At 37.8% G+C, this 24,642-nt stretch carries 23 protein-coding genes and 1 pseudogene; 8 read left to right on the forward strand and 16 right to left on the reverse strand.

The features are described 5' to 3' along the window. Positions 1–358: 358 nt before the first annotated feature. Entirely contained in the window at positions 359–1,798 is a 1,440-nt protein-coding gene (cshA, locus tag J2S77_RS01165) for a degradosome RNA helicase CshA (protein ID WP_306974202.1), read from the forward strand. A gap of 45 nt (positions 1,799–1,843) precedes the next feature. Here cshA and J2S77_RS01170 read toward each other — a convergent pair whose 3' ends face one another. The 3 genes from J2S77_RS01170 to J2S77_RS01180 all read right to left on the reverse strand — a co-directional run bounded on the left by J2S77_RS01170 (position 1,844) and on the right by J2S77_RS01180 (position 5,540). Next, the gene (locus tag J2S77_RS01170; RefSeq protein WP_306973879.1) at positions 1,844–2,578 is read right to left on the reverse strand and encodes a GntR family transcriptional regulator; all 735 of its coding nucleotides are present in this window, start codon (positions 2,576–2,578) and stop codon (positions 1,844–1,846) included. 42 nt (positions 2,579–2,620) lie between these two features. Next, complete coding sequence (locus J2S77_RS01175; protein WP_306973881.1) at positions 2,621–3,667, reverse strand: SDR family oxidoreductase; 1,047 nt, start codon at positions 3,665–3,667, stop codon at positions 2,621–2,623. Between the two features lie 238 nt (positions 3,668–3,905). Then, positions 3,906–5,540 carry a BCCT family transporter gene (locus tag J2S77_RS01180; protein ID WP_306973883.1) on the reverse strand — a complete coding sequence of 545 codons (1,635 nt, stop codon included), beginning with the start codon at positions 5,538–5,540 and terminating at the stop codon, positions 3,906–3,908. 386 nt (positions 5,541–5,926) lie between these two features. On the opposite strand from J2S77_RS01180, the gene J2S77_RS01185 reads away from it, so the two are divergent. Continuing rightward, a complete protein-coding gene (locus J2S77_RS01185) occupies positions 5,927–6,559 on the forward strand; it encodes an NUDIX hydrolase (RefSeq protein ID WP_306973885.1) in 633 nt (210 codons plus the stop codon). 178 nt (positions 6,560–6,737) lie between these two features. Further along, positions 6,738–7,640: a MerR family transcriptional regulator gene (locus tag J2S77_RS01190; protein WP_306973887.1), complete on the forward strand. Its 903-nt coding sequence runs from the start codon at positions 6,738–6,740 to the stop codon at positions 7,638–7,640. A 26-nt stretch (positions 7,641–7,666) separates the two neighbouring features. Here J2S77_RS01190 and ectB read toward each other — a convergent pair whose 3' ends face one another. The 7 genes from ectB to J2S77_RS01225 all read right to left on the reverse strand — a co-directional run bounded on the left by ectB (position 7,667) and on the right by J2S77_RS01225 (position 14,955). Then, positions 7,667–8,944: a diaminobutyrate--2-oxoglutarate transaminase gene (gene ectB, locus J2S77_RS01195; RefSeq protein WP_306973889.1), complete on the reverse strand. Its 1,278-nt coding sequence runs from the start codon at positions 8,942–8,944 to the stop codon at positions 7,667–7,669. A gap of 77 nt (positions 8,945–9,021) precedes the next feature. After that, positions 9,022–9,579: a diaminobutyrate acetyltransferase gene (ectA, locus tag J2S77_RS01200; RefSeq protein WP_306973890.1), complete on the reverse strand. Its 558-nt coding sequence runs from the start codon at positions 9,577–9,579 to the stop codon at positions 9,022–9,024. A 228-nt stretch (positions 9,580–9,807) separates the two neighbouring features. Next, complete coding sequence (locus J2S77_RS01205) at positions 9,808–10,506, reverse strand: YybI family spore inner coat protein (RefSeq protein WP_306973892.1); 699 nt, start codon at positions 10,504–10,506, stop codon at positions 9,808–9,810. A 163-nt stretch (positions 10,507–10,669) separates the two neighbouring features. Continuing rightward, positions 10,670–11,536 carry a MetQ/NlpA family ABC transporter substrate-binding protein gene (locus J2S77_RS01210; protein WP_306973894.1) on the reverse strand — a complete coding sequence of 289 codons (867 nt, stop codon included), beginning with the start codon at positions 11,534–11,536 and terminating at the stop codon, positions 10,670–10,672. A gap of 13 nt (positions 11,537–11,549) precedes the next feature. Further along, the gene (locus J2S77_RS01215) at positions 11,550–12,212 is read right to left on the reverse strand and encodes a methionine ABC transporter permease (protein WP_306974204.1); all 663 of its coding nucleotides are present in this window, start codon (positions 12,210–12,212) and stop codon (positions 11,550–11,552) included. Next, entirely contained in the window at positions 12,205–12,954 is a 750-nt protein-coding gene (locus J2S77_RS01220; protein ID WP_306973895.1) for a methionine ABC transporter ATP-binding protein, read from the reverse strand. Before J2S77_RS01220 ends, J2S77_RS01215 begins: the two co-directional genes overlap by 8 nt. 501 nt (positions 12,955–13,455) lie before the next feature. Then, entirely contained in the window at positions 13,456–14,955 is a 1,500-nt protein-coding gene (locus tag J2S77_RS01225; protein ID WP_306973897.1) for a malate:quinone oxidoreductase, read from the reverse strand. 392 nt (positions 14,956–15,347) lie between these two features. Between J2S77_RS01225 and J2S77_RS01230 the strand changes: the two genes are divergently transcribed. Beyond that, the gene (locus J2S77_RS01230) at positions 15,348–15,866 is read left to right on the forward strand and encodes a DinB family protein (protein ID WP_306973898.1); all 519 of its coding nucleotides are present in this window, start codon (positions 15,348–15,350) and stop codon (positions 15,864–15,866) included. Between the two features lie 302 nt (positions 15,867–16,168). Here J2S77_RS01230 and J2S77_RS01235 read toward each other — a convergent pair whose 3' ends face one another. The 5 genes and pseudogenes from J2S77_RS01235 to J2S77_RS01255 all read right to left on the reverse strand — a co-directional run bounded on the left by J2S77_RS01235 (position 16,169) and on the right by J2S77_RS01255 (position 19,937). After that, positions 16,169–16,384 carry a hypothetical protein gene (locus tag J2S77_RS01235; RefSeq protein ID WP_306973900.1) on the reverse strand — a complete coding sequence of 72 codons (216 nt, stop codon included), beginning with the start codon at positions 16,382–16,384 and terminating at the stop codon, positions 16,169–16,171. 87 nt (positions 16,385–16,471) lie between these two features. Next, a pseudogene (locus J2S77_RS01240) lies at positions 16,472–16,675 on the reverse strand (IS1595 family transposase); the annotation flags it as partial. Between the two features lie 288 nt (positions 16,676–16,963). Continuing rightward, complete coding sequence (locus tag J2S77_RS01245) at positions 16,964–17,455, reverse strand: cupin domain-containing protein (RefSeq protein WP_306973902.1); 492 nt, start codon at positions 17,453–17,455, stop codon at positions 16,964–16,966. A 12-nt stretch (positions 17,456–17,467) separates the two neighbouring features. Then, the gene (locus J2S77_RS01250) at positions 17,468–18,988 is read right to left on the reverse strand and encodes an ABC transporter permease/substrate-binding protein (protein WP_306973904.1); all 1,521 of its coding nucleotides are present in this window, start codon (positions 18,986–18,988) and stop codon (positions 17,468–17,470) included. Continuing rightward, the gene (locus tag J2S77_RS01255) at positions 18,981–19,937 is read right to left on the reverse strand and encodes an ABC transporter ATP-binding protein (RefSeq protein WP_306973905.1); all 957 of its coding nucleotides are present in this window, start codon (positions 19,935–19,937) and stop codon (positions 18,981–18,983) included. Before J2S77_RS01255 ends, J2S77_RS01250 begins: the two co-directional genes overlap by 8 nt. Before the next feature lie 251 nt (positions 19,938–20,188). Between J2S77_RS01255 and J2S77_RS01260 the strand changes: the two genes are divergently transcribed. From J2S77_RS01260 to J2S77_RS01270, 3 genes are all read left to right on the forward strand, one after another. Beyond that, on the forward strand, positions 20,189–21,082 hold the full coding sequence (locus J2S77_RS01260) for a fructose bisphosphate aldolase (protein ID WP_306973908.1): 894 nt from the start codon (positions 20,189–20,191) through the stop codon (positions 21,080–21,082). Positions 21,083–21,399: 317 nt separating this feature from the next. After that, entirely contained in the window at positions 21,400–21,747 is a 348-nt protein-coding gene (locus J2S77_RS01265; RefSeq protein WP_306973910.1) for a DUF4260 domain-containing protein, read from the forward strand. 168 nt (positions 21,748–21,915) lie between these two features. Then, positions 21,916–22,722, forward strand: a complete 807-nt coding sequence (locus J2S77_RS01270; RefSeq protein WP_306973912.1) for a helix-turn-helix transcriptional regulator — start codon at positions 21,916–21,918, stop codon at positions 22,720–22,722. On the opposite strand, the gene J2S77_RS01275 is transcribed toward J2S77_RS01270, so the two are convergent. After that, positions 22,663–23,889: an MFS transporter gene (locus J2S77_RS01275; RefSeq protein WP_306974206.1), complete on the reverse strand. Its 1,227-nt coding sequence runs from the start codon at positions 23,887–23,889 to the stop codon at positions 22,663–22,665. The genes J2S77_RS01270 and J2S77_RS01275 overlap by 60 nt on opposite strands. Before the next feature lie 194 nt (positions 23,890–24,083). Between J2S77_RS01275 and J2S77_RS01280 the strand changes: the two genes are divergently transcribed. Continuing rightward, complete coding sequence (locus J2S77_RS01280; protein ID WP_306973914.1) at positions 24,084–24,638, forward strand: short-chain dehydrogenase; 555 nt, start codon at positions 24,084–24,086, stop codon at positions 24,636–24,638. The last annotated feature ends 4 nt before the right edge of the window (positions 24,639–24,642 follow it).

Consider the following 24,642-nt stretch of genomic DNA (forward strand, 5'->3'; position numbering starts at 1 on the left):
GCAGTGCAAATTGAGATGGCTAGAAGGTGGATGTTGAACCTAATTGACTTTTTCCAAAATACGGGTTATAATGAATCGTCTTAACAACTATTGATATGAAGAAAAGTTACGTGGCTACTAATAAATGGTGGAAGGCACTTTTTTTCCTCATTTACAATGGGCTACTTTTTTTATGTATACGGATAAAATGAATATTAAATAAACAAAATATTATTAGCTCATGAACGAAGCTATATGGTAAATGACATCAACATTATTGTTAAAGATAAAATCAGAAAGAATCATTTTAGGAGGAACAAGTTTGAAAACATTTAGTGAATTGAACATTGAAAGCGATGTGCTTAAAGCCCTTGAGAATATGGGGTTTGAAACAACAACGCCTATTCAAGCAGAAGCGATTCCAACAGCAATCGCAGGAAAGGATTTAATTGGGCAAGCCCAAACCGGGACGGGTAAAACAGCGGCATTTGGTGTACCAATGCTACAGAAAATTGACCCAAACAATCCAAATATCCAAGGTATTGTCATTGCGCCAACTCGTGAATTAGCGATCCAAGTAGGCGAAGAATTAAATCGTATCGGCCAAAACAAAGGCGTTAAAACAGTACCTGTTTATGGTGGGCAAGATATTAATCGACAAATCAAAGCGTTAAAACGTCGCCCACAAATTATTGCAGCTACACCTGGTCGTTTACTCGACCATATTCGTCGCAAAACGATTAAACTACAAAACATTCATACAGCCGTTCTTGACGAAGCTGATGAAATGCTTAATATGGGCTTCATCGAAGATATCGAAGCGATTTTGGCGGAGATCCCAGCTGAACACCAAACATTATTATTCTCAGCCACAATGCCAAAACGCATTCAACTTCTAGCAGAGAAATTCATGCAACAACCTGAGATTGTACGCGTGAAATCAAAAGAATTAACCGTTGACCATATTGACCAGTATTATTACGACGTTAAAGAAAACCAAAAATTCGACGTCTTATGCCGTTCATTAGACATCGAATCACCAGAGCTAGCGATTGTCTTTGGTCGTACGAAGAAACGTGTTGATGAACTCGTAGAAGGTTTAATGAAACGTGGTTATTCAGCAGAAGGGATTCATGGTGATATCCAACAAGCTAAGCGTGAAAAAGTCATTCGTCGGTTTAAAGAACAAGCAACTGATATCCTCGTAGCAACAGATGTTGCTGCACGTGGTTTAGATATTTCAGGTGTGACACACGTTTATAATTTTGACTTACCACAAGATCCTGAGAGTTACGTTCACCGTATAGGACGTACAGGACGCGCAGGTGAAAAAGGGAATGCTTATACATTCGTCACACCTCGTGAAATGGATCATTTGAAATCAATCGAAAAACTGACTAAGCGTCAGATTGATAAAAAGCCAATTCCATCTTATGAAGCAGTGTTAGAAGGACTGCAAGAAGGTGCAGTTGAACAGTTACGCCAAGCGATTTGGGCTAATGAAGGCGAAAGCTATCAAGAAGCAGCGAAGCGCCTATTATCAGAAGAAGAAGCCGTTGATGTTGTTGCATCAGCCATTAAACTTCTTACAAAAGAACCAAGCCAAACGCCGGTTAAATTAACGGCTGTTGAACCATTACGCGCGAAGAAAGCCAAAGGTCAACACAACAACCGTAATCGCGGTCAAAATTATAAAGGTGGCAATCGCAACCGAAACTATAATCAAAACCGTAATAACCGCAACAATCGCAATAAACAACACAACAAACAAGGCGGCCAGAAACGCCAACAACGTAAAAACCAAAATCACTCTTCATAACAAAAAGGTCACCTCGTCTAATTAACTTAGATGAGGTGACCTTTTTTAACGTTTTAAAACAGATGTCAATTCATATTGATCAGATCTTAATACGATTTGTGAGCACTCCAAAGGGATATCATGTGAATTAAAGGTTTGCTGACTCAAATGAAGCGCTGGATCACCCATCGTCAAATGCAGTAATTTCGCTTCTTCAGCATTTAGAACTTTCGCCGCAAACTTACGCACACCATATGATATTGGCGAACTTGAATACATTTCGATTGAATTAAATAGGCCGTCTTGATTAAAATTAGCTTGTTCAATTCCAGGACAGCGGTCAACCGCAATCCAACTTTCTATGATCAATGCTGGCTCACCGTCAATTCTTCTCACTCGTTTAATATAAAACACTAGATCATAGAGACTAATATCAAGATAATTTTGCACCCATTCTGAAGGTTGTACAATTTTTTGTGAAATAATGTCTGTATCAAAATTATAATCTTTCATTTCCATGGCTTCAGCAAAGGAGAGCAATTCTTGCGCAAAGGGATAAGAGATTTTTTGTTGCCTAACATAAGTCCCACTACCCTGCTTTTGCTCTAACAGTCCCTGCCTCATTAATTTTTGAATGGCTTTTCTTAACGTGCCACGACTAACATCCATTTCTTTAGCCAAAAATTGTTCTGATGGCAAGCGATCGCCACCTTCCCATGTTCCATTCTCGATTTGTGTGGTCATCCAGGCTTCAATCTGTTGATATAGGGGTTTTGATCCTTGCTGCCTTTGAAATTCCATTCCATTTCTCCTCCAAAAATGAAATACAAACACATTTTCACTTTATTGCTCTTCTAAAAATCCATCAACAATTCGTAGTAACATGTCATGATCCATGTTTAAATCTTGTTGGTTCGTTTGATTTAATAAGGCTTTAACATTCTTGCGATCGAATGTGATTGATCGATTTAAATATTGCTTAAACACTTCTAATGGTTGATTAAGACGTTGCTCTTCTTCTGATAATTCACCTTTTTCGTCATAAGACACAATCTTGACTTGATCAAAATCCATTCCTTCTTTAATGGCTGTGAATATTTCACCATTTGTAGGTGGGTTCGGGTTTGTCGCATGATAAATCGTCCCTGCTTGGCCATGCGTTAAGCTCGCATGAAGTACATCGATGACAAAATCGACAGGTACCAAATTTGAAACTGTATCTTCCTCAATTAACAAGTGGAAAATATGGTCATCTGATTTGCGTTGAGCTCGCTTTTTCAATAAATAGACGGTTCGTAAAATGCCATATAAACCAAATGTTGTATCAGCTTCACCTGATTGTGAATTACCAATAATAATAGCAGGCCTTACAATCACTGTCTTAAGATTGTCTTGTTCTGCCATCACTTCATGCTCGGCGAAACATTTGCTTTCTTCATACGTATTCACAAAGGCTCCATCTGTTGGATGAAGGTTTTCATAACCTGTTGTTGCCTCACCCAGAGTATAGGCCGTACTGACATGGATGAACGTCTTGACCCCAATCGATTTCGCAAAAGCCAATGCTCGTTTAGTTCCATATAAATTTATATCAAATACAAGATCTCGCTCCGCTTCATCAAAGGATAAATAAGCTGCTGTGTGATATAGCGCATCGATTTGTCCCTGTAAAGCGGTCTTCTGTTCAGGTGTGATGCCTAATTCTGCTTGTAATAAATCCCCTTCGACTACGTGCACTAATTCTTGTTGTTCATCTGTAAGTGATTGATAGAGAGGTTCAAGTTTTTTTCGGTTACGAACTAATAAATAGACATGGTGACTGTCATTAACGAGTTTCTGCGTTAATTGTGTCCCTAAAAATCCAGTCGCTCCCGTAATTAAAATATTCATAAATGCGCTCATACCTTCCTTAATTGCTGTCTATCTCTAGTCATAGTGTATATTGTTAATAGACAAAAATCTACCGTGATCAACAAACAATCTTGAACTTATCTCTATTATATAACAAACAGACACTTTCTTTCATTTCTGATCTTATTTTGTCATCATCTCGACATGCTCCATTTTCTCCTCAAACAAAAAAATTAACCTCTCGGCAAAAGCCGAGAGGTTAATAAGACCGTTTAAATTAATTATTATTGTGTTCGCTTTCGTCTGTAATGACGTCATCAGCAACTTTATTTTCATCACTTAAGTCTTCAAGGGCTTGATAAATACGCTGACGTTCACGTGGTAAAGAACCATCATCGAGCTCTTGATATAGGGCGTATATTAAGCTATACATCATCAAGAACATAATAATCATGAATGGGAAACCACCAATTAACGAGGCGGTTTGTAAGGCTTCGAGTCCGCCTGCTGCTAATAGTACAGCTGCGAATAAACCTTCAATAATACCCCATGTAATACGTAAACCAATTGGTGGGTTCATGTTACCTTTAGACGTTAACATACCGATTACATACGTACCGGAGTCAGATGACGTAATAAAGAATACTGTTAACGAGATCATCGCAATCACAATTAAAACAGAAGAGAAAGGGAAGCCTTCGAGCATTGCAAAGAACCCTTGTGCCTCATCTTGCATGACTGCATCCATAATACTATTATTAGTAAAATGTTCGTTATATAGTGCTGTACCACCAAAGACACTGAACCAGAAAATACTGACAGCTGTTGGTACTAACATAACACCAATCGCAAAGCTACGGATCGTACGACCTCTAGACACACGTGCAATAAAGGAACCAACGAATGGCGCCCATGCAATCCACCATGCCCAGTAGAATATTGTCCAAGCATCATACCAGCCTTCTGCACCTTCACCGGCTGCATCAATTCCAAATGACATCGAGAATAGGTTCTGTAAATAACCACCTGTACTTTGTGTCATTGCTTCTAAGATGAATAATGTTGGACCTAAGATAAACACGAACAATAGCAACAAACCAGCAACGCCTAAGTTCGCCTGGCTCAGCCACTTAATTCCTTTATCAATACCTGTTGTAGTCGAAAGGATGGCTAACGTTGTAACAACTGCAATAATAACCATCCAAAGACCTGTCTCATTTGGAATACCAAACAGTCGCTCAAAACCACCACCGATTTGCATAACACCTAAACCGAGTGATGTAGAAATACCGAATAATGTTGAGAAAACACCAATAACATTTACAGTGTTACCCCAAAAACCGTTTAAATTGTTTCGACCAATTAATGGCTCTAACGCTGAGCTCAATAGCATTGGTAAGTTTTTACGATAAGAGAAATACGCTAGTGATAATGCCACAACTGTATAAATCGCCCATGGGTGTAAGCCCCAGTGGAAGAATGAATATTGAAGCGCATCATGAAGGGCCGCGGCTGTACCACCTTCACCACCACTTGCAGGCCAATCATAGTGATTAATCGGTTCTGATGCACCCCAGAAAAGTAAACCAATACCCATACCAGCACTGAATAGCATTGCGAACCAGGCTGGTGTGGAATACATCGGCTTTTCATCATCTTCACCCAACTTAATTTCGCCTAACGGACTTAAAATTAAGAAGACGGTCACAATAATAAAAGCACTAGCACCTAAAATAAATGACCACCCAAGATATTCGATAATCCAATTGTAAGCACTATTAATATAAGTATCAAAATCAGGTAAAAGTATACCTGCCAAAACAAATAACACACCAAATATGATTGAAATTATAAATGCTGGTGTTTTGACAGCTTTACTAAAGGACGTAATTCCTTTTGGTTTCGCTGACATAAACTCTCCTCCTTATTAAATTTCGTCTGGTGTCAAATGATTTCCTAATATGTCACTTCAAGTATGATATACATAATGTTATACCCCTATTTAACGTTATAAAACATTTCTTTTAAAAATAGTTGCACTGTTCACATACTAGGGAATCCTTGACCAATATTTTAATGGTATACTAGCGACATACGTTCAAAACCTTAACATAAAGATAAAACTAAGACAAGTTAACCTGACAATTGTCGCCAGGTTCCAACATCATTGAGTGGGAAATATCTCCCGCATACGACAACAGATGCCATTATGCGACATCATCTGATTTCACATCAAAGTTCATGCAAACTAATTATGAATCCGTTATTCTAGAAGTAGCAGGAAGAAAGGGGATTATAATGCAAGCAGACAATATTCATCACATTCTAAAACATCACCAACCCAAATCATTAGGACCACATAAACCACGTGAAACAGCTGTCATTTTGCCACTAATTGAAAAAGATGATGGTTTGCATATACTCTTCGAAGTCCGATCAAAAACCATGAGAACTCAACCTGGTGAGATTTGCTTCCCTGGGGGACGAGTGGATGAAGATGATGACAGCACGAACGAGGCTGCTTTACGTGAACTTAATGAAGAACTGGGAGTTGATCAAGATAAGCTTCGTTATACCCAATCACTCGGATGGGTACAAACACCCTTTGGATTGAACGTGCATGTATATGTTGGTCTATTAACAAATACATCTGAGTCATCATTTGAGCTTAATCCTGGTGAAGTTGACGATGTCTTTACTGTTCCTCTTCACTTCTTTTTACAAAACGAGCCAACCATTCATTATATGAACATGGCGATTGAACCCGACGAATCATTTCCTATAAGCGATGTCCCGAATCAATCACTTTATATGAAACAAACCTTTCAAATTGAAGAACATTTTTATTATTACCAAAATCGGGTGATTTGGGGGCTTACAGCAAGGATATTGAAAGAGTTCATCCATATCTTGACCTCTGCAGAATCTTAACCTGCAATCGTTATAAAAAGAGAATTTAAGATCACAAATCGAGTTTAGGATTTGTATAATTCTTAAAGTCATACGCCTTTCTAAATATTAAACACACCTCATCAGATGTTTAAAATAATTGAAGTTATTTTGCTTTATTCTGTATAATTTATGTATAATAAATGTGAGGTGAGGGATTATGTACTCCATTAAAAAAGTAGCAGAGTTAACAGGAATCCCAACAGTCACCATTCGTGCCTGGGAAAACCGTTATCAGATCGTCTCACTTTCTAGAAGCGAAGGCGGGCATCGAATATATAGTGACGATGATGTTCGGTTGTTAAAATGGCTTAAGTATAAAACTGAATTTGAGAGTTATAAAATTAGTGATGCAGTGAGACTGTGGGAAGAGCAAGATGGTGAAATAACCTCTGCTTACGCCAATGATAACAGTCATTATTCAGATACGATTTACACACTTTATAATCATCTAACTGGGTTCAATACGAAAGAAGCGAATGATACAATTAACCTTGCTTTTTCTCAATATGATTATGAAGATGTCATCCACCATATTTTCATGCCGATTTTACATCGGGTCGGGAATGAGTGGGAGAAGGGCACATTATCCATTGCTCAAGAACATTTTGCTTCGGAATTCATCATGCAACGATGCACAGAAATTTTACGCATATTACCTATCGATCATTCACTACCAAAAGCTCTTGCCTTTACACCTGAAAATGAACTCCATCATATTGGCCTGCTCACGTTTAGTTTGTTTTTAAGAAAACAAGGGATGGAAGTTCTTTATTTAGGGCCTAATACACCATTGGACCACGTCACGCATGTACTTCAGACAAATGATATTAAATTATTAGTGACTTCTCTTACGTATCCTCACGAGGAGCAACTCAATAAATTAAAAGAAAAGCTCGAACAATTTATTCATCATGATCCAGAACTGGAAATAGCAATAGGCGGTGCTGGTATTTCACCTGATACCATGCCACTTACATCTGGACGTCTTCATAATTTAAACCAAAAGTCTTGGGATACTTGGTTTCAACAAACCATAAAAAAGTCTGACGCAACCATTTAGTTGAACGTCAGACTTTACGCTATTATTTAGTTTAATACAGGCTCTTTCACTAATTTCTTCACGCTTTCTTCAATAATCGCTAGACCCTGTTTCAATTCATCTTTGCTAATTGTCATGGCTGGGAATAACTTAAATACTTCATCATTCGCACCAGCTGTCTCCATAATTAAGCCGAGTTCAAACGCTTGAGCTGCCACTTTTTCTGCCATGCCATCATCTTCGCACGCGATCCCAACCATCAAGCCACGACCTTTCACCGTGCCTTTTAGTTCTGGATAATCTTTAACTAGACGATGTAAGAATTCATGCGTCATATCAGCCTTTTGTTTAATCGATGCTTCGAACTGGTCGTCTTTCCAATAATCAAGTGCAGCTGTTGCTGTAACAAATGCGTGGTTGTTACCACGGAATGTTCCGTTATGCTCACCAGGCTGCCAAATATCAAGTTCAGGCTTGCTTAGCATAATCGCTAGTGGTAAGCCGTAACCACTTAATGATTTTGATAAGCAGACAATATCAGGTTCAATTCCTGCTTCTTCAAAACTGAAGAATGCACCTGTACGTCCAATTCCTGCTTGAATATCATCAACGATTAATAGAATATCCCAACGTTTACAAATCTCATCTAATTTCTTCAACCATTTAAAGCGCGCTGCGTTAATACCGCCTTCACCTTGCACCGTTTCTACGATCATCGCTGCTGGAATATCAACGCCACTACCTCCGTTTTCTAAGAAACGCTCTAGATACTCTAACGTTTCGAGATCTTCACTAATAAAACGGTCATAAGGCATTGTTACCGCGTGTTCAAGCGGAACACCTGCACCTTTACGCTTCATTGCATTACCTGTTACCGATAAAGAACCGATTGTCATACCGTGAAAACCGTTCGTAAAACTAATAACATCAGTGCGGCCCGTCACTTTACGCGCGAGCTTTAATGCACTCTCAACAGCATTTGTACCAGTTGGACCTGGGAACATCATTTTATAATTCATTTCACGAGGTTTTAAAATAATGTCATTAAACGCTTGAATAAACTGACCTTTTGCTGTTGTCGCTTTATCCAATGAATGCGTAATGCCGTCTTGTTTAATGTAATCAATTAATGCTTCTTTCATATGCTCATCATTATGTCCATAGTTCAAGGCACCAGCACCTGAGAAAAAGTCAATATATTCACGCCCTTGTTCATCCCACATTTTAGAGCCTTTAGCTTCATGAAAGACCGTCGGAAAACTACGGCAATAACTGCGCACCTCTGATTCGTATTGTTCAAAAATATTCATATCTGTACGTGTCACAATCAAATCCCCCTTAATTACCCCTGCGGGTATATTGGTATATATAATACTTCACCGAACGAACAGTCATAGCTAGCCTATTTTTCGATTGGCCCGATCAAAAAGCTCAATTCCGCTTCATGTTCATCGCTCGGGAATAATTCTTTTGGAAAGCATTCTGATACTTCACAAGTCGTATTATGCTCTTTTGCGAATTTCTTAAATAAAGCTTGGGATGCTTCATTAGTTGGAGTAACCGTGGCTTCTAAATAGCGGACATCACGGCAAGCATCACGATCAAACAGTTCGTTTAATATTTTCGACGCCAGTCCTTTTCCACGTTGTGATGAATCGACGCCAATTTGCCAAACGAACACGACATCTTGCCTTTCTGGAGGTATAAATGCGGTAACAAAGCCTACCACTTTGCCTTCTTCCTTCGCTACAACACATGTCTCAGCGAAGTGTTCACACATCATAATGTATTTGTATGCTGAGTTCTGATCTAAAGACGAGTTGTTAACAAGTTCCCACATAGCTGACCCATCTTCAACACTTGGTTTCTCAAGTACCAGTGTATCTGCCGGGTTCAAAGTAGCTGTTTGAGTGTTAATGGTAACGACTCCTTTCAATTTTTGGTTAACGATTGTTTCCATAATTAATCATAACGAGCGCACCATTTTTTATCAAACAGGTTTAAGCTTGATTAATCATCATTCAACAAGCTTAATCGTGATGAGCCAAACTAAGACTTAGGAACTTAATAAATGCTACCATATTGTATCGATTGCTTAGAATTATTCAAGATTTAATGATTTTTTCGAAAATTCACTTTATGGAATATCTTGAGGTAAAACGTTAAAGGGATAAAGATTTAACGTGAATTAAGCATTCGGTTGACCGAATACCTCTACATATTGTTGATTAAGTTCAAAATAATTGTCTTGCCAAGCCAGCACGTTTTGAACATAACCAATCGCATCAGCATTATAACGCCCAGCAATACGTTGTAAAATCATCAATTCGTAAACACCATCGCCATCAAAATCGACCGGATATAGCCCACTCATTGGATTGACCCATCCCTCAATCGGCTCAAGCAGAACACCGTCTTGATCATAAATCTCATTTAAATATTCACTAGGTCGCAACGATAAATCTATACTATAAAGCTCTTGGTTACTCATACTTAAAACATGCACTAAATATTGATCTTGATAGTTGACTTGATAAGCATATTGATTCTGATATTGTTCACTATCAAATAACGTTGCTAAGCGCTGCTGTTCATATTGAAAGACATATGCATTAATCGTGGCACCGCTGCCTCCTGTTTGAATCGTTAACACAATATCATCCACGCCATTGCCTGTTACATCGCCAAGCCAAATATTCGGATCATAGCCTTCAGGTTGACTGAGAGGCTGCCGAGCTATCTCACCTGTAACCCCATTTTGAACATCAATAGTTAATCCCTCCCAAAATGGTGTATCAGGCTTATGCCATCCCCACACGATTACAGCATCAAACACCCCGTCACCTGTCACATCCCCATATACGATTGTTGCTACTTCATATTGCATACTCATCGCTCCTTTTTATCTGAATATAAGGTTTTCAAATTTGATGACACATAATTAAATAGACGTTATAGCAAATAATGCAAATATGATGTCATCGTTTTTGAAAGCAAAAAAATCCCTCTAGCATCACTATATGCTAGAGGGACCTTTAAGCATGATTATATTAGAATGCCGGAACTGATGCGCCACCTTCACGAGATTCTAAAAATTCACGTACTTCTTCACTCGTCATCGCGTCAGCTAATTGTTGAATAAGTTCTGAGTCAGCATTATCTTCACGTGCAACTAATGTAATCGCAAATTTACTATCTTCCGTTTCCGTCACTAGTGCATCATCTGCTGGTGTTAAATCAATATTGCCAGCATGCGTTGGATTTAAGATAACACCGTCAACATCTTCATACAAGCGAGCTAATGCCGCAATACCTGCTTGCTCAAAGCTGTAGTTATGCGAATCTTCTTTAACATCTTCTAACCCATATTGTTCGCTGTCTGTATCCTTCATTTCGATAAGGTCATGAGCTGCTAATAAACGAAGGGAACGATCAATATTAGATGGATCATTCGCTATTCCAATCGTCGCATCATCTGGAAGAGCTTCTATACTATCATATTCTTTCGCATAAAGACCAAAATTCGCGAAATAAATCGATTGTACTTCAGTTAAATTAGCGTCTTGGTTGTTATTATATTGCTTCATAAACGGGACGTGCTGAGAAAAGTTAGCATCGATTTCTTCGTTCTGAAGTGCTTCGTTCGGCTGAATATAGTCACCCATTTCAACTACTTCAACTTCAATATTCTCTTCAGCTAAGTTTTCTTTTGCAATCTCAACAACATCTGTCATTGGTGATTCAACAGCCGCCACACGCAATGTTTGTGTCTCGCCTTCACTGTTATTGCTTTCATTCGTTTCTTCTGAAGATTCATTTGTTGATTCATCTGCATTTTCACTGTTGTCATCACTGCCACCACATGCAACTAATACTGTCACAAGGGTAACCATCATGATTAATAACCATTTTTTCATTAGAAACTCCCCTTTATCGTTTATCAATTTTTCGAGCTAACGTAATGCCAGCATATTGGATAAATTGAACAAATACCAAAATTATAATAATGACATAAATCATCAAATCAGTACGAAATTGTTGATAGCCATAACGAATCGCAAAGTCACCAATTCCGCCACCACCAACAACACCCATAATCGTTGAATACGAAATAAAGCTAATCGTCGAGGTCGTCATACTTAACACAAGCGCTGATCTGGCTTCAACGTAAAGAAATTTAAAAATAATATCCTTAATTGACGCACCCATTGACACGGCTGCTTCCAAAACACCCTTTGGCGCATCAAGCAGTGACTGCTCCACTAGTCGGGAATAATGCGCACTCGCAATGATCATCATTGGCACAGTCGCAGCAGCTGTTCCAATTGCCGTCCCCATAACAAATCGTGTGAAAGGAATCATAAATATAACAAGCAATAGAAACGGAAAAGAGCGAATCAGATTAACAATTAAATTAAGTGATGAGAACGCGATCTGATTTTCGAGCAACTGGCCTTTACGACACAGAAACAGGAATGTTCCGATTGGAAGACCTACTAATAGAGCCGCTAAGATCGCAAACCCTACCATGATAAAAGTTTCGCCAATGGACACCCAAATTTCGCTTTGATACTCGATTAATACATCAGGAATCATTTGCGTCACCACCTGACCGTAGCCGCTCTACAAACCCTGCAGCACTATGTTCCATGTGCTGGACGCCTGTTGGGTTATTCTCTACTGTATCGTATACTTGACCATCAGCCATTACCGTAACACGTTGACAGAGACTTTTAATAACCTCCATCTCATGACTAACGATCACAATAGTGACCCCCAATCGCTCATTAATCCGCTTCAATACATCCAACACTTCTGCTGTTGTATTCGGATCTAATGACGACGTCGGTTCATCACACAAGAGAACACTCGGATTATTTACTAATGCACGCGCAATGGCAACACGTTGCTTCTGACCACCACTTAACTGGCCAGGATATTGGTTTTTCAACGTTTCTAAGCCGACAAATCGTAAACTTTCTAATACGCGTTCCGCACGATCTCGCTTAGGCACTTTAGACAATTCAAGCGGCACCGCGACATTGTCGTACACCGTTTTGTTTCCAACAAGATTGTACCCTTGGAAAACCATAGCTAACGACTGACGGATGTGACGTATTCGTTTATGCTTCACTTGATCTAACGCTTCGCCATCAATGACCACGCTGCCTTCGTCAGGCCTTTCGATATAATTCATCATGCGAATCAACGTCGATTTGCCTGCACCACTCGCACCAATAATGCCATAGATTTCGCCTGATTTAATACTTAATGATACGTCCTTAATCGCTTCGAACGATTCGAACTGTTTGCTGACATTATGTAATGTAATCACAAAAAAACCCCTTTCTAATATGAAAGGTGATTCAGAACTACTTTATTATAACTCACGTCCAAATTATTGTCATTAGTTAACAGTAACTTTAATAGAGCACCGCGCTAAATTTTTAAATTATTGATTAAAGTTTTGAAATAACTGAGGTCGATTATTTCAAAACCCTGTCGATTTATCTCAAAAAGTTAGCAGGTATAATTAATATTTAGTTATACTAAAGTCCGTTGTTGAAATTGTGATCCGCTATCGGTGGACGCTTTCCGCGGGCACGGCTCGAGCCTCCTCGGCCAAAGAGCGCGGCCTGCGGGGTCTCGAGTCTCGTGCTATTCCCGCAGGAGTCGCCACCTTCGCTACTCACAATTCAACAACTCAGTGCTTCTCCATTTGAAAATCAAAACTAAAGTTATTTATCTCATAAATTAGCAAATTTATCTAATAAATGAAAAGCTCATACAAAAGGCCCTTACGTACTGACAATACGTAAGGGCCTTCTATGATTAACTATTGGTGAACTGTTTTTTCACTTAAACCGAGTGTCTCATCAGTCGTCTCATGAACTTGACGAATCAACTCTGTATCATTTCGCAACTCCGAACCGTATGACGGAATCATTTCTTGAATTTTTGGCTTCCATTCATCCATATGATCTGGAAAACAATTTTCCATAATCTCAAGCATGACATTCACGGCCGTCGATGCACCAGGTGATGCACCTAATAAAGCGGAAATCGTTCCATCACTTGAACTGACGACTTCTGTTCCGAATTGGAGTGTGCCTTTACCGCCTTCTTCAGTGTCTTTAATCACCTGAACGCGCTGACCAGCTACAACAATGTCCCAGTCCTCACTTTTCGCCTCAGGAACAAACTCACGTAATGTTTCCATGCGCTGTTCTTTTGATTGCATCACTTGGGAAACTAAATATTTCGTTAAGCCCATTTCCTTAGCACCTGCTGATAACATCGTAAACATGTTGCTTGGACGAACTGATGTTATTAAATCCGTTAAAGCACCTGTCTTTAAAAAGCGAGGTGAAAAGCCAGCGAATGGACCAAATAATAATGTCTTCTTACCATCAATATAACGTGTATCAAGGTGAGGTACCGACATAGGAGGCGCTCCTACTGGGGCTTTTCCATAAACTTTTGCTTGGTGCTGTTCAATGACTTCTGGATTGTTACAAACCATAAATAATCCACTAACAGGAAAGCCGCCAATCCCTCTACTTTCAGGAATACCAGACTTCTGTAATAAATGCAGACTTCCGCCACCTGCACCAATAAAAACGAATTTCGCAGAATGATGTTGAATATCGCCTGATCTTAGATGACGAACTTTCACATCCCAAGAACCATCAGCATTTTGAGTCAAATCATCGACGTTTTGATTATATTGGACATCAACGCCTTGATCCGTAAGATGATCAAACAACTTACGCGTTAAAGCTCCGAAATTCACATCCGTGCCACCGTCAATCTTCGTTGCAGCCATTGGTTCTTGATCTTGGCGACCATTTAAGATAAGCGGGAACCATTCTTTTAATTGCTCTGGGTCCTCAGAAAACTCCATCGTATCAAACAATGGATGGTTAGACATTTTTTCATAACGTTTCCGTAAGAATTCAATATTATCACGACCACGCACCATACTCATATGTGGAAGTGGCATAATAAACTCTTGTGGATCTTCTAATAACTGTCGATTAACGAGATAAGACCAGAACTGCTTAGACACCTGAAACTGCTCATTGATATTAATGGCCTTTTGAATATCAACTGATCCATCAGCTTGTTCCTTTGTGTAGTTCAACTCACATAAGGCTGCATGTCCTGTTCCTGCATTATTCCACTCGTTCGAGCTTTCGTCACCTGGTTTATCCAATTGTTCAAACACCCTAATATTCCAATCTGGTGCGAGTTCCTTTAACATTGTGCCTAATGTAGCACTCATAATGCCTGCACCAATTAGGATGACGTCTGTATTATTTTGTTCATCACTCATGTCAATCTTCCTATACTTGTAGTTTTTATATAATAGCTATACTCTCTCAACCTATTATATAATAGTTACTATTGATTTAAAAGTAAGATTAGTTTTTAAGCCTTAATAATATATTCGTCTATTTACTTACTTAAAAAACATCCCGAACCGTTTTCTTAATTGAACAGTTCGGGATGTCACATGTTTAAGTCATATTAGTTACAGATTAAGATAATTTACTCGTTAGCTTAAGAATCCATTTTCTGTTAAAGATGTCTCTGCAAGTTAGCTTGTAACAAAGCTATCTTTTTTGTATCTAATTACATCATAACATTAATTTCCATAAAATATCAGACTTTATTTTTTTAACATTTATTGATAACTTTTATATAGACTTGATGGGAGGTAATTGTATGATTGATTATCGGGTTAAAAACATTGGAGACTTCTCTCCAAAGGTTGGTGAACTTGCATCGATGTTAGAGCATACAAGAGCAGTTACATTGGAAGAAATAAAGGATCTTAGTGAAAAAGAATTGGATTATTTGGTAGAGGAAAGCTCCAATTCTATAGGTTCGCTTTTGCTTCATATCGCCTCAATTGAATTTGTACATCAGGTTATATCTTTTGAAAACCGAGATATTAATGAAGCAGAACTGAAAAAATGGAAGTCTGCATTAGTGCTTGGTGATGATGCTAGAAAAACAATTAATAAAAATACTATCAATTATTATATTGATGAATTATCTAAAGTCAGAGAGAAGACTTTAACACGCTTCAAAGAGTTAAACGATGATTGGTTATACGAGGAAAAGGAATGGGGAAATGGAGTTCCTTATAATAATTACTTCCTTTGGTTCCACGTATTTGAGGATGAAATCAGTCATCGTGGTCAAATTAGAATGATCAAACGTATGCTTCCGAAAAACTGATACGCTTTTTATCTATTAAAAAGAATAACAATAGACATTTGTTTGAAATTGGCAGGATCATTGCCAAATACTTAGTGACAAATACGATGAAGTTCTCTATTCATTGTGAATTCACCTTTCACATCAATAGGTTGATCATTGAAAAGTTTTTTAATAAAAGGCTCTGTTAAAGTATAATGTTGATATTGCTTATAAAAAACGGATACTCCTAATTTATGGAATTTCCATTTTCTATACCATTGGCTTGTTAAACTAACGCACCCGTTACTTTAAGTACAATAATTCACAATATCAAACATTTCTTAATCCTGCTTATTACTTGATAACTCCTCTACTTTCTTTTCTAATTCTTCAATCCTGGATTCTTGACTTATAAAAACTGTAATGAACACAGCTAAGAGAAATGCAGCAAAAATAACTAAAGCCCAAACATTCTCTACAATAAGACCAAGAAAGAAAAATGAAAAGATATAAGTAACAACAATACAAGCCAGAAATATGCCAATAAAATTTTTCATCTTTTAACCTTCCTTTTATTATAAAAAATTCATTATAAAAAATCTTATTGATGAATCCTGCCACGTTAGTTGAACAAGCAGTAATGTTTATATCGTGAATTTAGATAACCTAAGTGTATCATATGTTTCCATATTTTGTATCAAATTCCCTTTAATCATCAAGTCATTCATAGTAATAGGATTCCTTTGATGTTGAATGGATTCTAACACCTGAAACCAAGCAAGGTAACTATTCAGTTATTTAGTTGCAACTCTATTAAAACGTTGTATCCATCCTTTAAGTCTACCGCTCTCATTTTTGCGTTCAGATATCTCTTGCAGAACAGTTCATGTCGAAGAAGATGCAGTAAGTGCATCAATTAAATACTCTCGTAGTCGGTGCTTTTCTGCTGGATTTAGTTTTTGAATGGCTTTAAGAATATCAGTTGCTCTCACATTCATCACCACCATTATATAGTTAAACCCATCAAAGAACATACGTTCCCGCAAATCAAATATCAACAACAGACTTTAACATAGCCTAATAAAAACACCAGAACGATGCAGTAATCAAGCATCATTCTGGTGCTTGTCATTCCTTTATTCTTCAGGCGTTAACCACTTAATCACATCTTCATGCTCTGGATATTGCTCCAACAAGTCCGCTTCATCAAACAATTCAAAATCCGCAAAATCAAACCCTGGTGCGACCATGCAACCGACGAGAGAATAAGAGTCAGCCTCAACCACTGACGAGCCGAAAATAGTATGCTTCGGGACTAATAACTGCGGCGTTTCTCCATTCTCCAAATCCAAACCAAGTTTATGCTTTTGATACTCGCCATTCGGACTGATCGTATGCACATACAGTGGGCTACCACCATGAAAATACCAGAGTTCATCAGACTGCAAACGGTGAAAATGTGAGACATCTTGTGACCGCAATAAGAAATAAATGCTTGTATATAACGATCTTTCGGCACCATTTGCATCTGTCGTCAAATCTGATTGATACGTCCCTCGGAAAAAGCCTCCTTCTGGGTGAGGCTCTAATCCGAGTTGATCAATAATCGACTGGACTGATTGTTTCATATCATGACCTCCTTACTCATCTATTAATCCTTCTTCAACTAAATATTCGCGAGCAACTTCTTCTGCTGCTCGCCCTTCCGCTCCAACTTGATAATTCATTTCACGCATTTTATCACCAGAAATTTTACCCCCAAGTTGATTTAAGACCTCCTCTAATTCTGGATGTTCGTCTAATGTTTCTGCACGCAATAACGGCGCTCCTTGATACGGCGGGAATAAGTTTTGATCGTCATCTAGCACGACCAGATTATAGCGTCGCAGTTCGCCGTCGGTTGCATACGCGTCCATTAAGTTAATATCGCCTTCTTCAATTGCGCTATAACGCAACTGAGGCTCCATCGTTGTAACATCAGGAAACTCCAAACCATACACATCTTGAATTCCAAGATAACCATCTTCACGATCACTAAACTCTAGTGTGAATCCAGCATCAATCTCATTTTCTACCGATTGCAAATCAGAAATCGTTTCTATATTATATTCATCCGCAAACTCTTGAGTCGTCGCCAATGTATAGGTATTGTTATATGCCATTGGTTCTAAAAAGCGCATATTATATTCTTCTAACAATCCAGCACGCGCTTGATTGTATACGACTTGAGCGTCATTACTATCAGCTGTTTCATCTAAGAACTGTGACAACGCAGTACCTGTGAACTCTGGATACACATCAATACTTCCTGTTTCTAAGGCGTTAAATACAAATGAAGTCTTTCCTAATCCTGTTTCAAGTTCAACATTCAAATCAGTATCTTCTTCAATTAATAACTCGTACATATTAATTAAAATTTCTGGTTCAGTACCAAGCTTACCACCAATGACAATGGTGTCGTCATCCTGTCCTGTCACATATGGTACAACGATAAATAATAGAGAAATTAAAACAATCACAATCATGGAGATGATCGACTGTTTGAATGATAAAGTTTCCATTTTGCGTAATAAACGATCAAACAGTAAAGCTAATAAAGCCGCTGGGATCGCTCCTAAAATAATCAATGCTGTATCATTACGGTCAATCCCTAGCAAGATTAAGTCACCTAGACCGCCTGCTCCAATTAAAGCAGCAATCGTCGTCGTCCCAACAATTAATACCATTGATGTACGAATACCGGCCATAATAACAGGCAATGCAATAGGAAGTTCGACTTTCATCAGCCGTTTCCTCGTATTCATCCCCATGGCTGTCGCCGCTTCAATTAGTGAACGTTCCACTTCCAAAATTCCGGTATATGTATTACGTAAGACCGGTAATAATGCGTACAGAACTAAGGCAATCACAGCAGGTACCTTCCCAATACCAAACAATGGAATAAACAAACCAAGTAACGCTAAAGAAGGAACTGTTTGCGCTACTGCAGCTACACCAATAATCGGCTCAGAGATACGCCCTTTCCTTGTTAAATAAATTCCTAGTGGCACCGCAATTAATACAGCGAAAAACAAAGCAATAAGCGAAATTTGGATATGTTCGATTAATGCCTGCCACAGTTCACCTTGCCTGTTTTGAAACACATTCCACAATTCAGACATGACGTTCTCCTCCTTCATTCAAGGATGAAGCCACGTAGTCAATCATATGTTGGCGATTAACTAACCCTATAACATCTTTCTCGTCTTGGACATAAATAGAATCATCTTGTGATAATGCGCTCAAAGTTTCTTCCAATGTCGCACCCACATCAATCACATGAGACGGTTCGCCGCTTAACTCAACAGGTTCAATCATATCGCGCAAGTCAAAGCCAACCTCAAGCCCTTCTGGTCCCCCCACAAACTGCCTAACAAAGTCATTCGCTGGATCAGTCAATAATTCATGTGGCGTTCCTAATTGCACCATTTGACCTTCCTGCATGAGACAAATACGATCACCCAACTTCATCGCTTCTTCAATATCATGCGTCACGAAAATGATTGTCTTATTAATTTGGTTACGTAACTCAATCAAATCATCTTGTAACTTCTCTCGACTGATGGGATCAAGTGCGCTAAAAGGTTCATCCATTAAAATTACATCAGGATCCGCCGCAAGTGCCCTTATCACCCCGACACGTTGCTGTTCACCACCTGATAATTCATGTGGATAACGATAGCGATACGTTTCAGGATGTAGCCCCACCATCTGTAATAATTCCGTTACACGAGACTGGATATCACCCTTACTCCACTGCTTCAACTCAGGGACTACTGAAATATTTTCTTCAATCGTCATATGAGGGAATAGCGCAATTTGTTGTAATACATAACCCATATTCCACCGAAGTTCATTAATATCATAATCACTGATCCGTTTCCCATCGACAAAAATCGTTCCTTCCGTCAATGGAATGAGACGATTCATCATTTTAAGTGAGGTTGTTTTGCCACAACCACTCGGACCAATCAAAACAAAAAATTCACCCTTCTCAATCGAGAAATTCATATCATCAACAGCCAATGTACCATCTTCAAATTGCTTAGATACATGTTCAAACGTAATCAATCGGCCGTCCCCCTTCAATAAACACCTTGTATTGTCATAAAATTATAACTACTTTATTATCATAACAAGAATTGATGTTAAATCCCATTCAAACACTATGAAATATGATATTTTTTGTCTAAAGCAATCGATGATACAATAAAATTACGAAAAAAAGCCGAAAGTTCGTACCTTACTCGTACCATTTCAAGCTATTCAATGTTAAAATGGAAGTACGTGAGTCAAGATTATGTATTTTAGGAGTGAATATCATGAATCAAAAGCATTTTGACAAAATGAAAAACGGGCAAGGGTTTATTGCAGCACTTGACCAAAGTGGTGGCAGTACACCTAAGGCACTTGCAGGATATGGCGTCACAGAAGATCAATACTCAAACGAAGATGAGATGTTTGATTTAGTACACCAAATGCGTACACGCATCATCACATCACCAGCTTTTAACTCAGAGCAAATCCTTGGTGCTATTCTGTTCGAACAAACAATGGACCGCGAAATCGAAGGTCAATACACAGCTGACTACCTAGCTAGCCAAGGCATCGTTCCTTTCTTAAAAGTCGACAAAGGACTAGCTGACAAAGAAAACGGCGTACAGCTCATGAAACCAATTCATGACTTAGACGATACACTTCGTCGTGCCAATGAGCGCAATATCTTCGGCACGAAAATGCGTTCCGTTGTTCATGAACCGAATGAAGAAGCAATCAAAGCTGTTGTCGACCAGCAATTCGAAGTTGGTAAGCAAATTATTGAAGCTGACTTAGTTCCAATCATCGAACCTGAAGTGGATATTAACAGCTCTGACAAAGCAAAATGTGAAGACATGCTAAAAGACGAAATTCTTAAGCATCTAAACACACTTAACGACGATCAATACGTCATGCTTAAACTAACTATTCCAGAAGTACCAAACCATTACAAAGAATTAATCGATCATCCAAATGTTATCCGTGTTGTTGCACTATCAGGTGGTTATTCACGCGACGAAGCGAACAACCGTCTTAAAGACCATATCGGTTTAATCGCAAGCTTCTCTCGTGCACTTGTAACAGAGCTGAACGTCAACCAAACAAAAGAACAATTTAATGAAGCTCTACAAGCAGCCGTTAATTCGATTTATGATGCTTCAGTTAATAAAAACAAATAAAAATCATTAAAAAGCAGCATTGATCATTTAGTAGTTCAATTTTGGAGTGCAAATTTACAGTTTGCACCCTTAATTGAACTACTTTTTTTATTTGAAATTGCACACTAAAATATGAATTTAATTATGTGAATTTTATAATTATTAGCAAGTATATGGTAAGATAAGTTAAAAGACGTTTTTTAACTAACGGTCGCAAGTAGGGGGTGTCATTTCGGCAACTCTTATTGTGATAAAGACAGTTGTTAGTGTTACAGAAGGTTTTAACGGAATGAAGAATACAATATATTGATTAAATAAAACTCTAGGGGGGTGAGAAATTGAATAAAGTGTTCTTACATATAGAAGGTCTTGCGGTCCTTGTATTAAGCCTTTATTTTTACGGATATAGTCAATTTAGTTGGCTATTATTTTTTATCTTATTGTTAGCACCTGATATTTCAATGTTTGGTTATTTAATTAATAATCAGATTGGTGCAAGGCTTTATAATCTTTTTCATACTTTTACAATAGTGATTATAGTTATCTTTTGTGGGCTATTATTAGAGAATCAAACAGCTTTAGCAATCGGTCTAATATGGTCTGCCCATATCGGAATGGATAGAATGATTGGATATGGATTAAAGTACCCAACGGATTTTAAAGACAACCATATGAATCGTGTTTAAATCTAAATTTCAATATTAATATTAATAACCAAATATACTTTCACTAACGGGAGTATGAGATAAACAAAAGACAATTGTGTTAGTAAATCGTTGAAGAATTATTTAAGCAATTTGAATTTGAAAATAGAGTGGATGATAGAATAATAATTTTGGAACGGCGGGACAAAAATGATATTAAACAACCATAATGGCCTTCTTCTCATGCGCCATGATCGCTTACATGAACGAGACTGGAGAAACGATGATTGCTACAAAATTATTTTCTCTCCATATGGGCAAGCTGAATATCAGTTAAATCAAAACTATGTTTCTATCCAACAAAATGAATTTTTCATTTTTAACCCAAATATTGATCATAAGCAATTAAAGACTACAAAGGAAAAATTCTTAGTTGAGATACAACCATCATTACTAAAAGAGACAGCACAACAATTAGGATTTAAAATAGTGGAACCTGAATTTTCTATGCTTTCATATCGTCATGCCCAGATTCAACAATGGACATCATTCATAAGAGAATTCTTAATGATTAACAAGGATTCCGATCCAATGTCCAAGCAACTTTTCCTTGAAAATAGTTTAGCGCAAATCTCTATTTTAATGCTCCAATATGGTTCTGGTTCACACCAAAATCAGTTCCCAAAGATAATTAGTAAGCAGAATATTAATTCTGTATTAGACGCACTTAAGGAAAGCTATCAGGAAGATTGGACGTTGGATCAGATGTCTCTAGTCGCAGGAATGAGTAAATACCAGTTCGCTCACTTATTTAAAGAAGAAACTGGTATATCTCCATATTCATGGCTTCAGCTGTATCGCTTATTTAAAAGCCAACAAGCACTTATTTTTACAGAGCAATCAATTTTAACAATTGCTCTTGAACATGGTTTTAGTAGTGTGTCTTCTTACAATCATTTATTTAGAAAAATTTATAATAAAACTCCGACGCAATTTCGTTCTACTCACGGAAAATAATAACCCTATAACACTGCTTATCATTATTAGAATACCACTAAAGAACATTAGATTTTGGATTGAAATGAAAGATACTAAAAAACCGTAGACTCCTAAAGAAATAGTATTGGAAAAATACAATAAAACTGCATTAAAGCTAAAAGCTCTCCCCATCTTATCTTCAGGTACGAGTGATTGAATAAGGTAAATGCGTGATAGTCCAGCAATTGGTAACCCAATTGCTACTATTGCGCTGCCAATAAAAAAATGGTTTATACCGTAAAAGAGACCATAGTAAACTATCCCCATTCCCCAAATCATTGTCCCAACAAGATAGATCTGTAGGGTCATTTTCTTTAAGAATAATGGCAGGATAATATTGGTTAATATAACGACTCCCCCAAAAACTCCCTGAATAACACTGTATAATTCTTCACTCTCGCGACTCATTTCACTCAGCGCAAGTAAAAGCCCCACTTCCCACACCCATGTGTTAAAGAAAACTGTTACAAAAGTGAAAAGAAAGAGTTTTCTTATACTAGTGTTTGTTTTAGCCCAATAAGCAAATTCTGCGATAGAGCTATAAACTTTCTTAACTGATTTGTTAACTACCTGCCTTCTTTCCTTTATATTTAGCTTTGAAATACAATATGTACTAACTGCGTATGTTAAAGCATCAAGGGTAAAGAAATGGATAGCTCCATAACTGTTTAATAGCCAAACAGATAGAAATGGACTTAACACAGCCAGCCCTCTAGTTAGGGTATCATTCAAACTGTTTACTCCGGTTCTTTCTTCTTCTGCTGTTATCATAGGCAAGACCGTTCTGTGGGTCGGATTAAAGAAGCAACCAATACTCTGAATAAGAAAACTAACAACTAACAAGTAAGAGTAGGAGAGTAATTCTAAGTAAAACAGGCATACAATGGAAAATATTAATGGGATCCGGATCATGTCTAAGACAATTAATAATTTTTTCTTAGGTAGCCAGTCTGCTGTCACTCCGCCAATTAAGCCAAACAATAAATAAGGTAAGGTTTCTGCAATTGCCATACCAGTTGTGAGAACTTTAGATCCTGTTAAGTCGTAAGCCAAAAATAAAAAAGCCATCCCCGATAGAACATCCCCAAGCTTAGAAGTTCCTCCTCCAAGTAAGTAGTACCGTATATTTTTATCTTTCCAAATCACCTTAAACAATTAAACCACCTCAGAGACAACTATAAGGATCAAGCTATTTAGAATCTGCATAATTATTGTTATAAAACAAGACAATTTTCCGCTAGAATATTCTTCCTTAAAAGTATATCCTGATTTTAGGGGGATAACTTTTCATAATCATGTAGTTCTTATTTATTTAAGGGACTAATGTTAAAAACTGGGGAGTGGATCAATTGAAGCATGCGTTGGTAGTTGGTGGTACTGGAATGTTAGCAGATTTAACGATTTGGTTAGTAAAGAACGGTTATCATGTATCTGTAATTGCAAGGGATAACAGTAAAATGGAAAACTTAATGAAAAGAACTGGTAAGCACAATATCACACCAGTATTGGTTGATTACAGAGAAGATAAAGATCTAAGATACAAGCTAAAGGAGGTTTATCAAATAAACGGTAAGATTGATCTTATTGTAGCTTGGGTTCATTCCAATGCCGAAAGTGTACTTGAAATAATTGCTGATGAATTAACCAATACAATCTATTATTGGGATTTATTCCATGTACTAGGGAGTAGCACTGACCTTGAAGACCTAAAAAAGACTATAAACATTCATGAAAATTGTATTTATCACACTATTCAACTGGGTTTCATTCTTGAGGAGAACCACTCAAGATGGCTAACTAACAAAGAGATTTCTGAAGGAGTTATTGAAGCAATTAAAAATAACAAGTCAAATCATGTTGTTGGGGTTATTGAACCTTGGGAATGTCGTCCTTAATGAG

Source organism: Alkalibacillus salilacus (assembly GCF_030812915.1).
Lineage (GTDB): Bacteria > Bacillota > Bacilli > Bacillales > Alkalibacillaceae > Alkalibacillus > Alkalibacillus salilacus.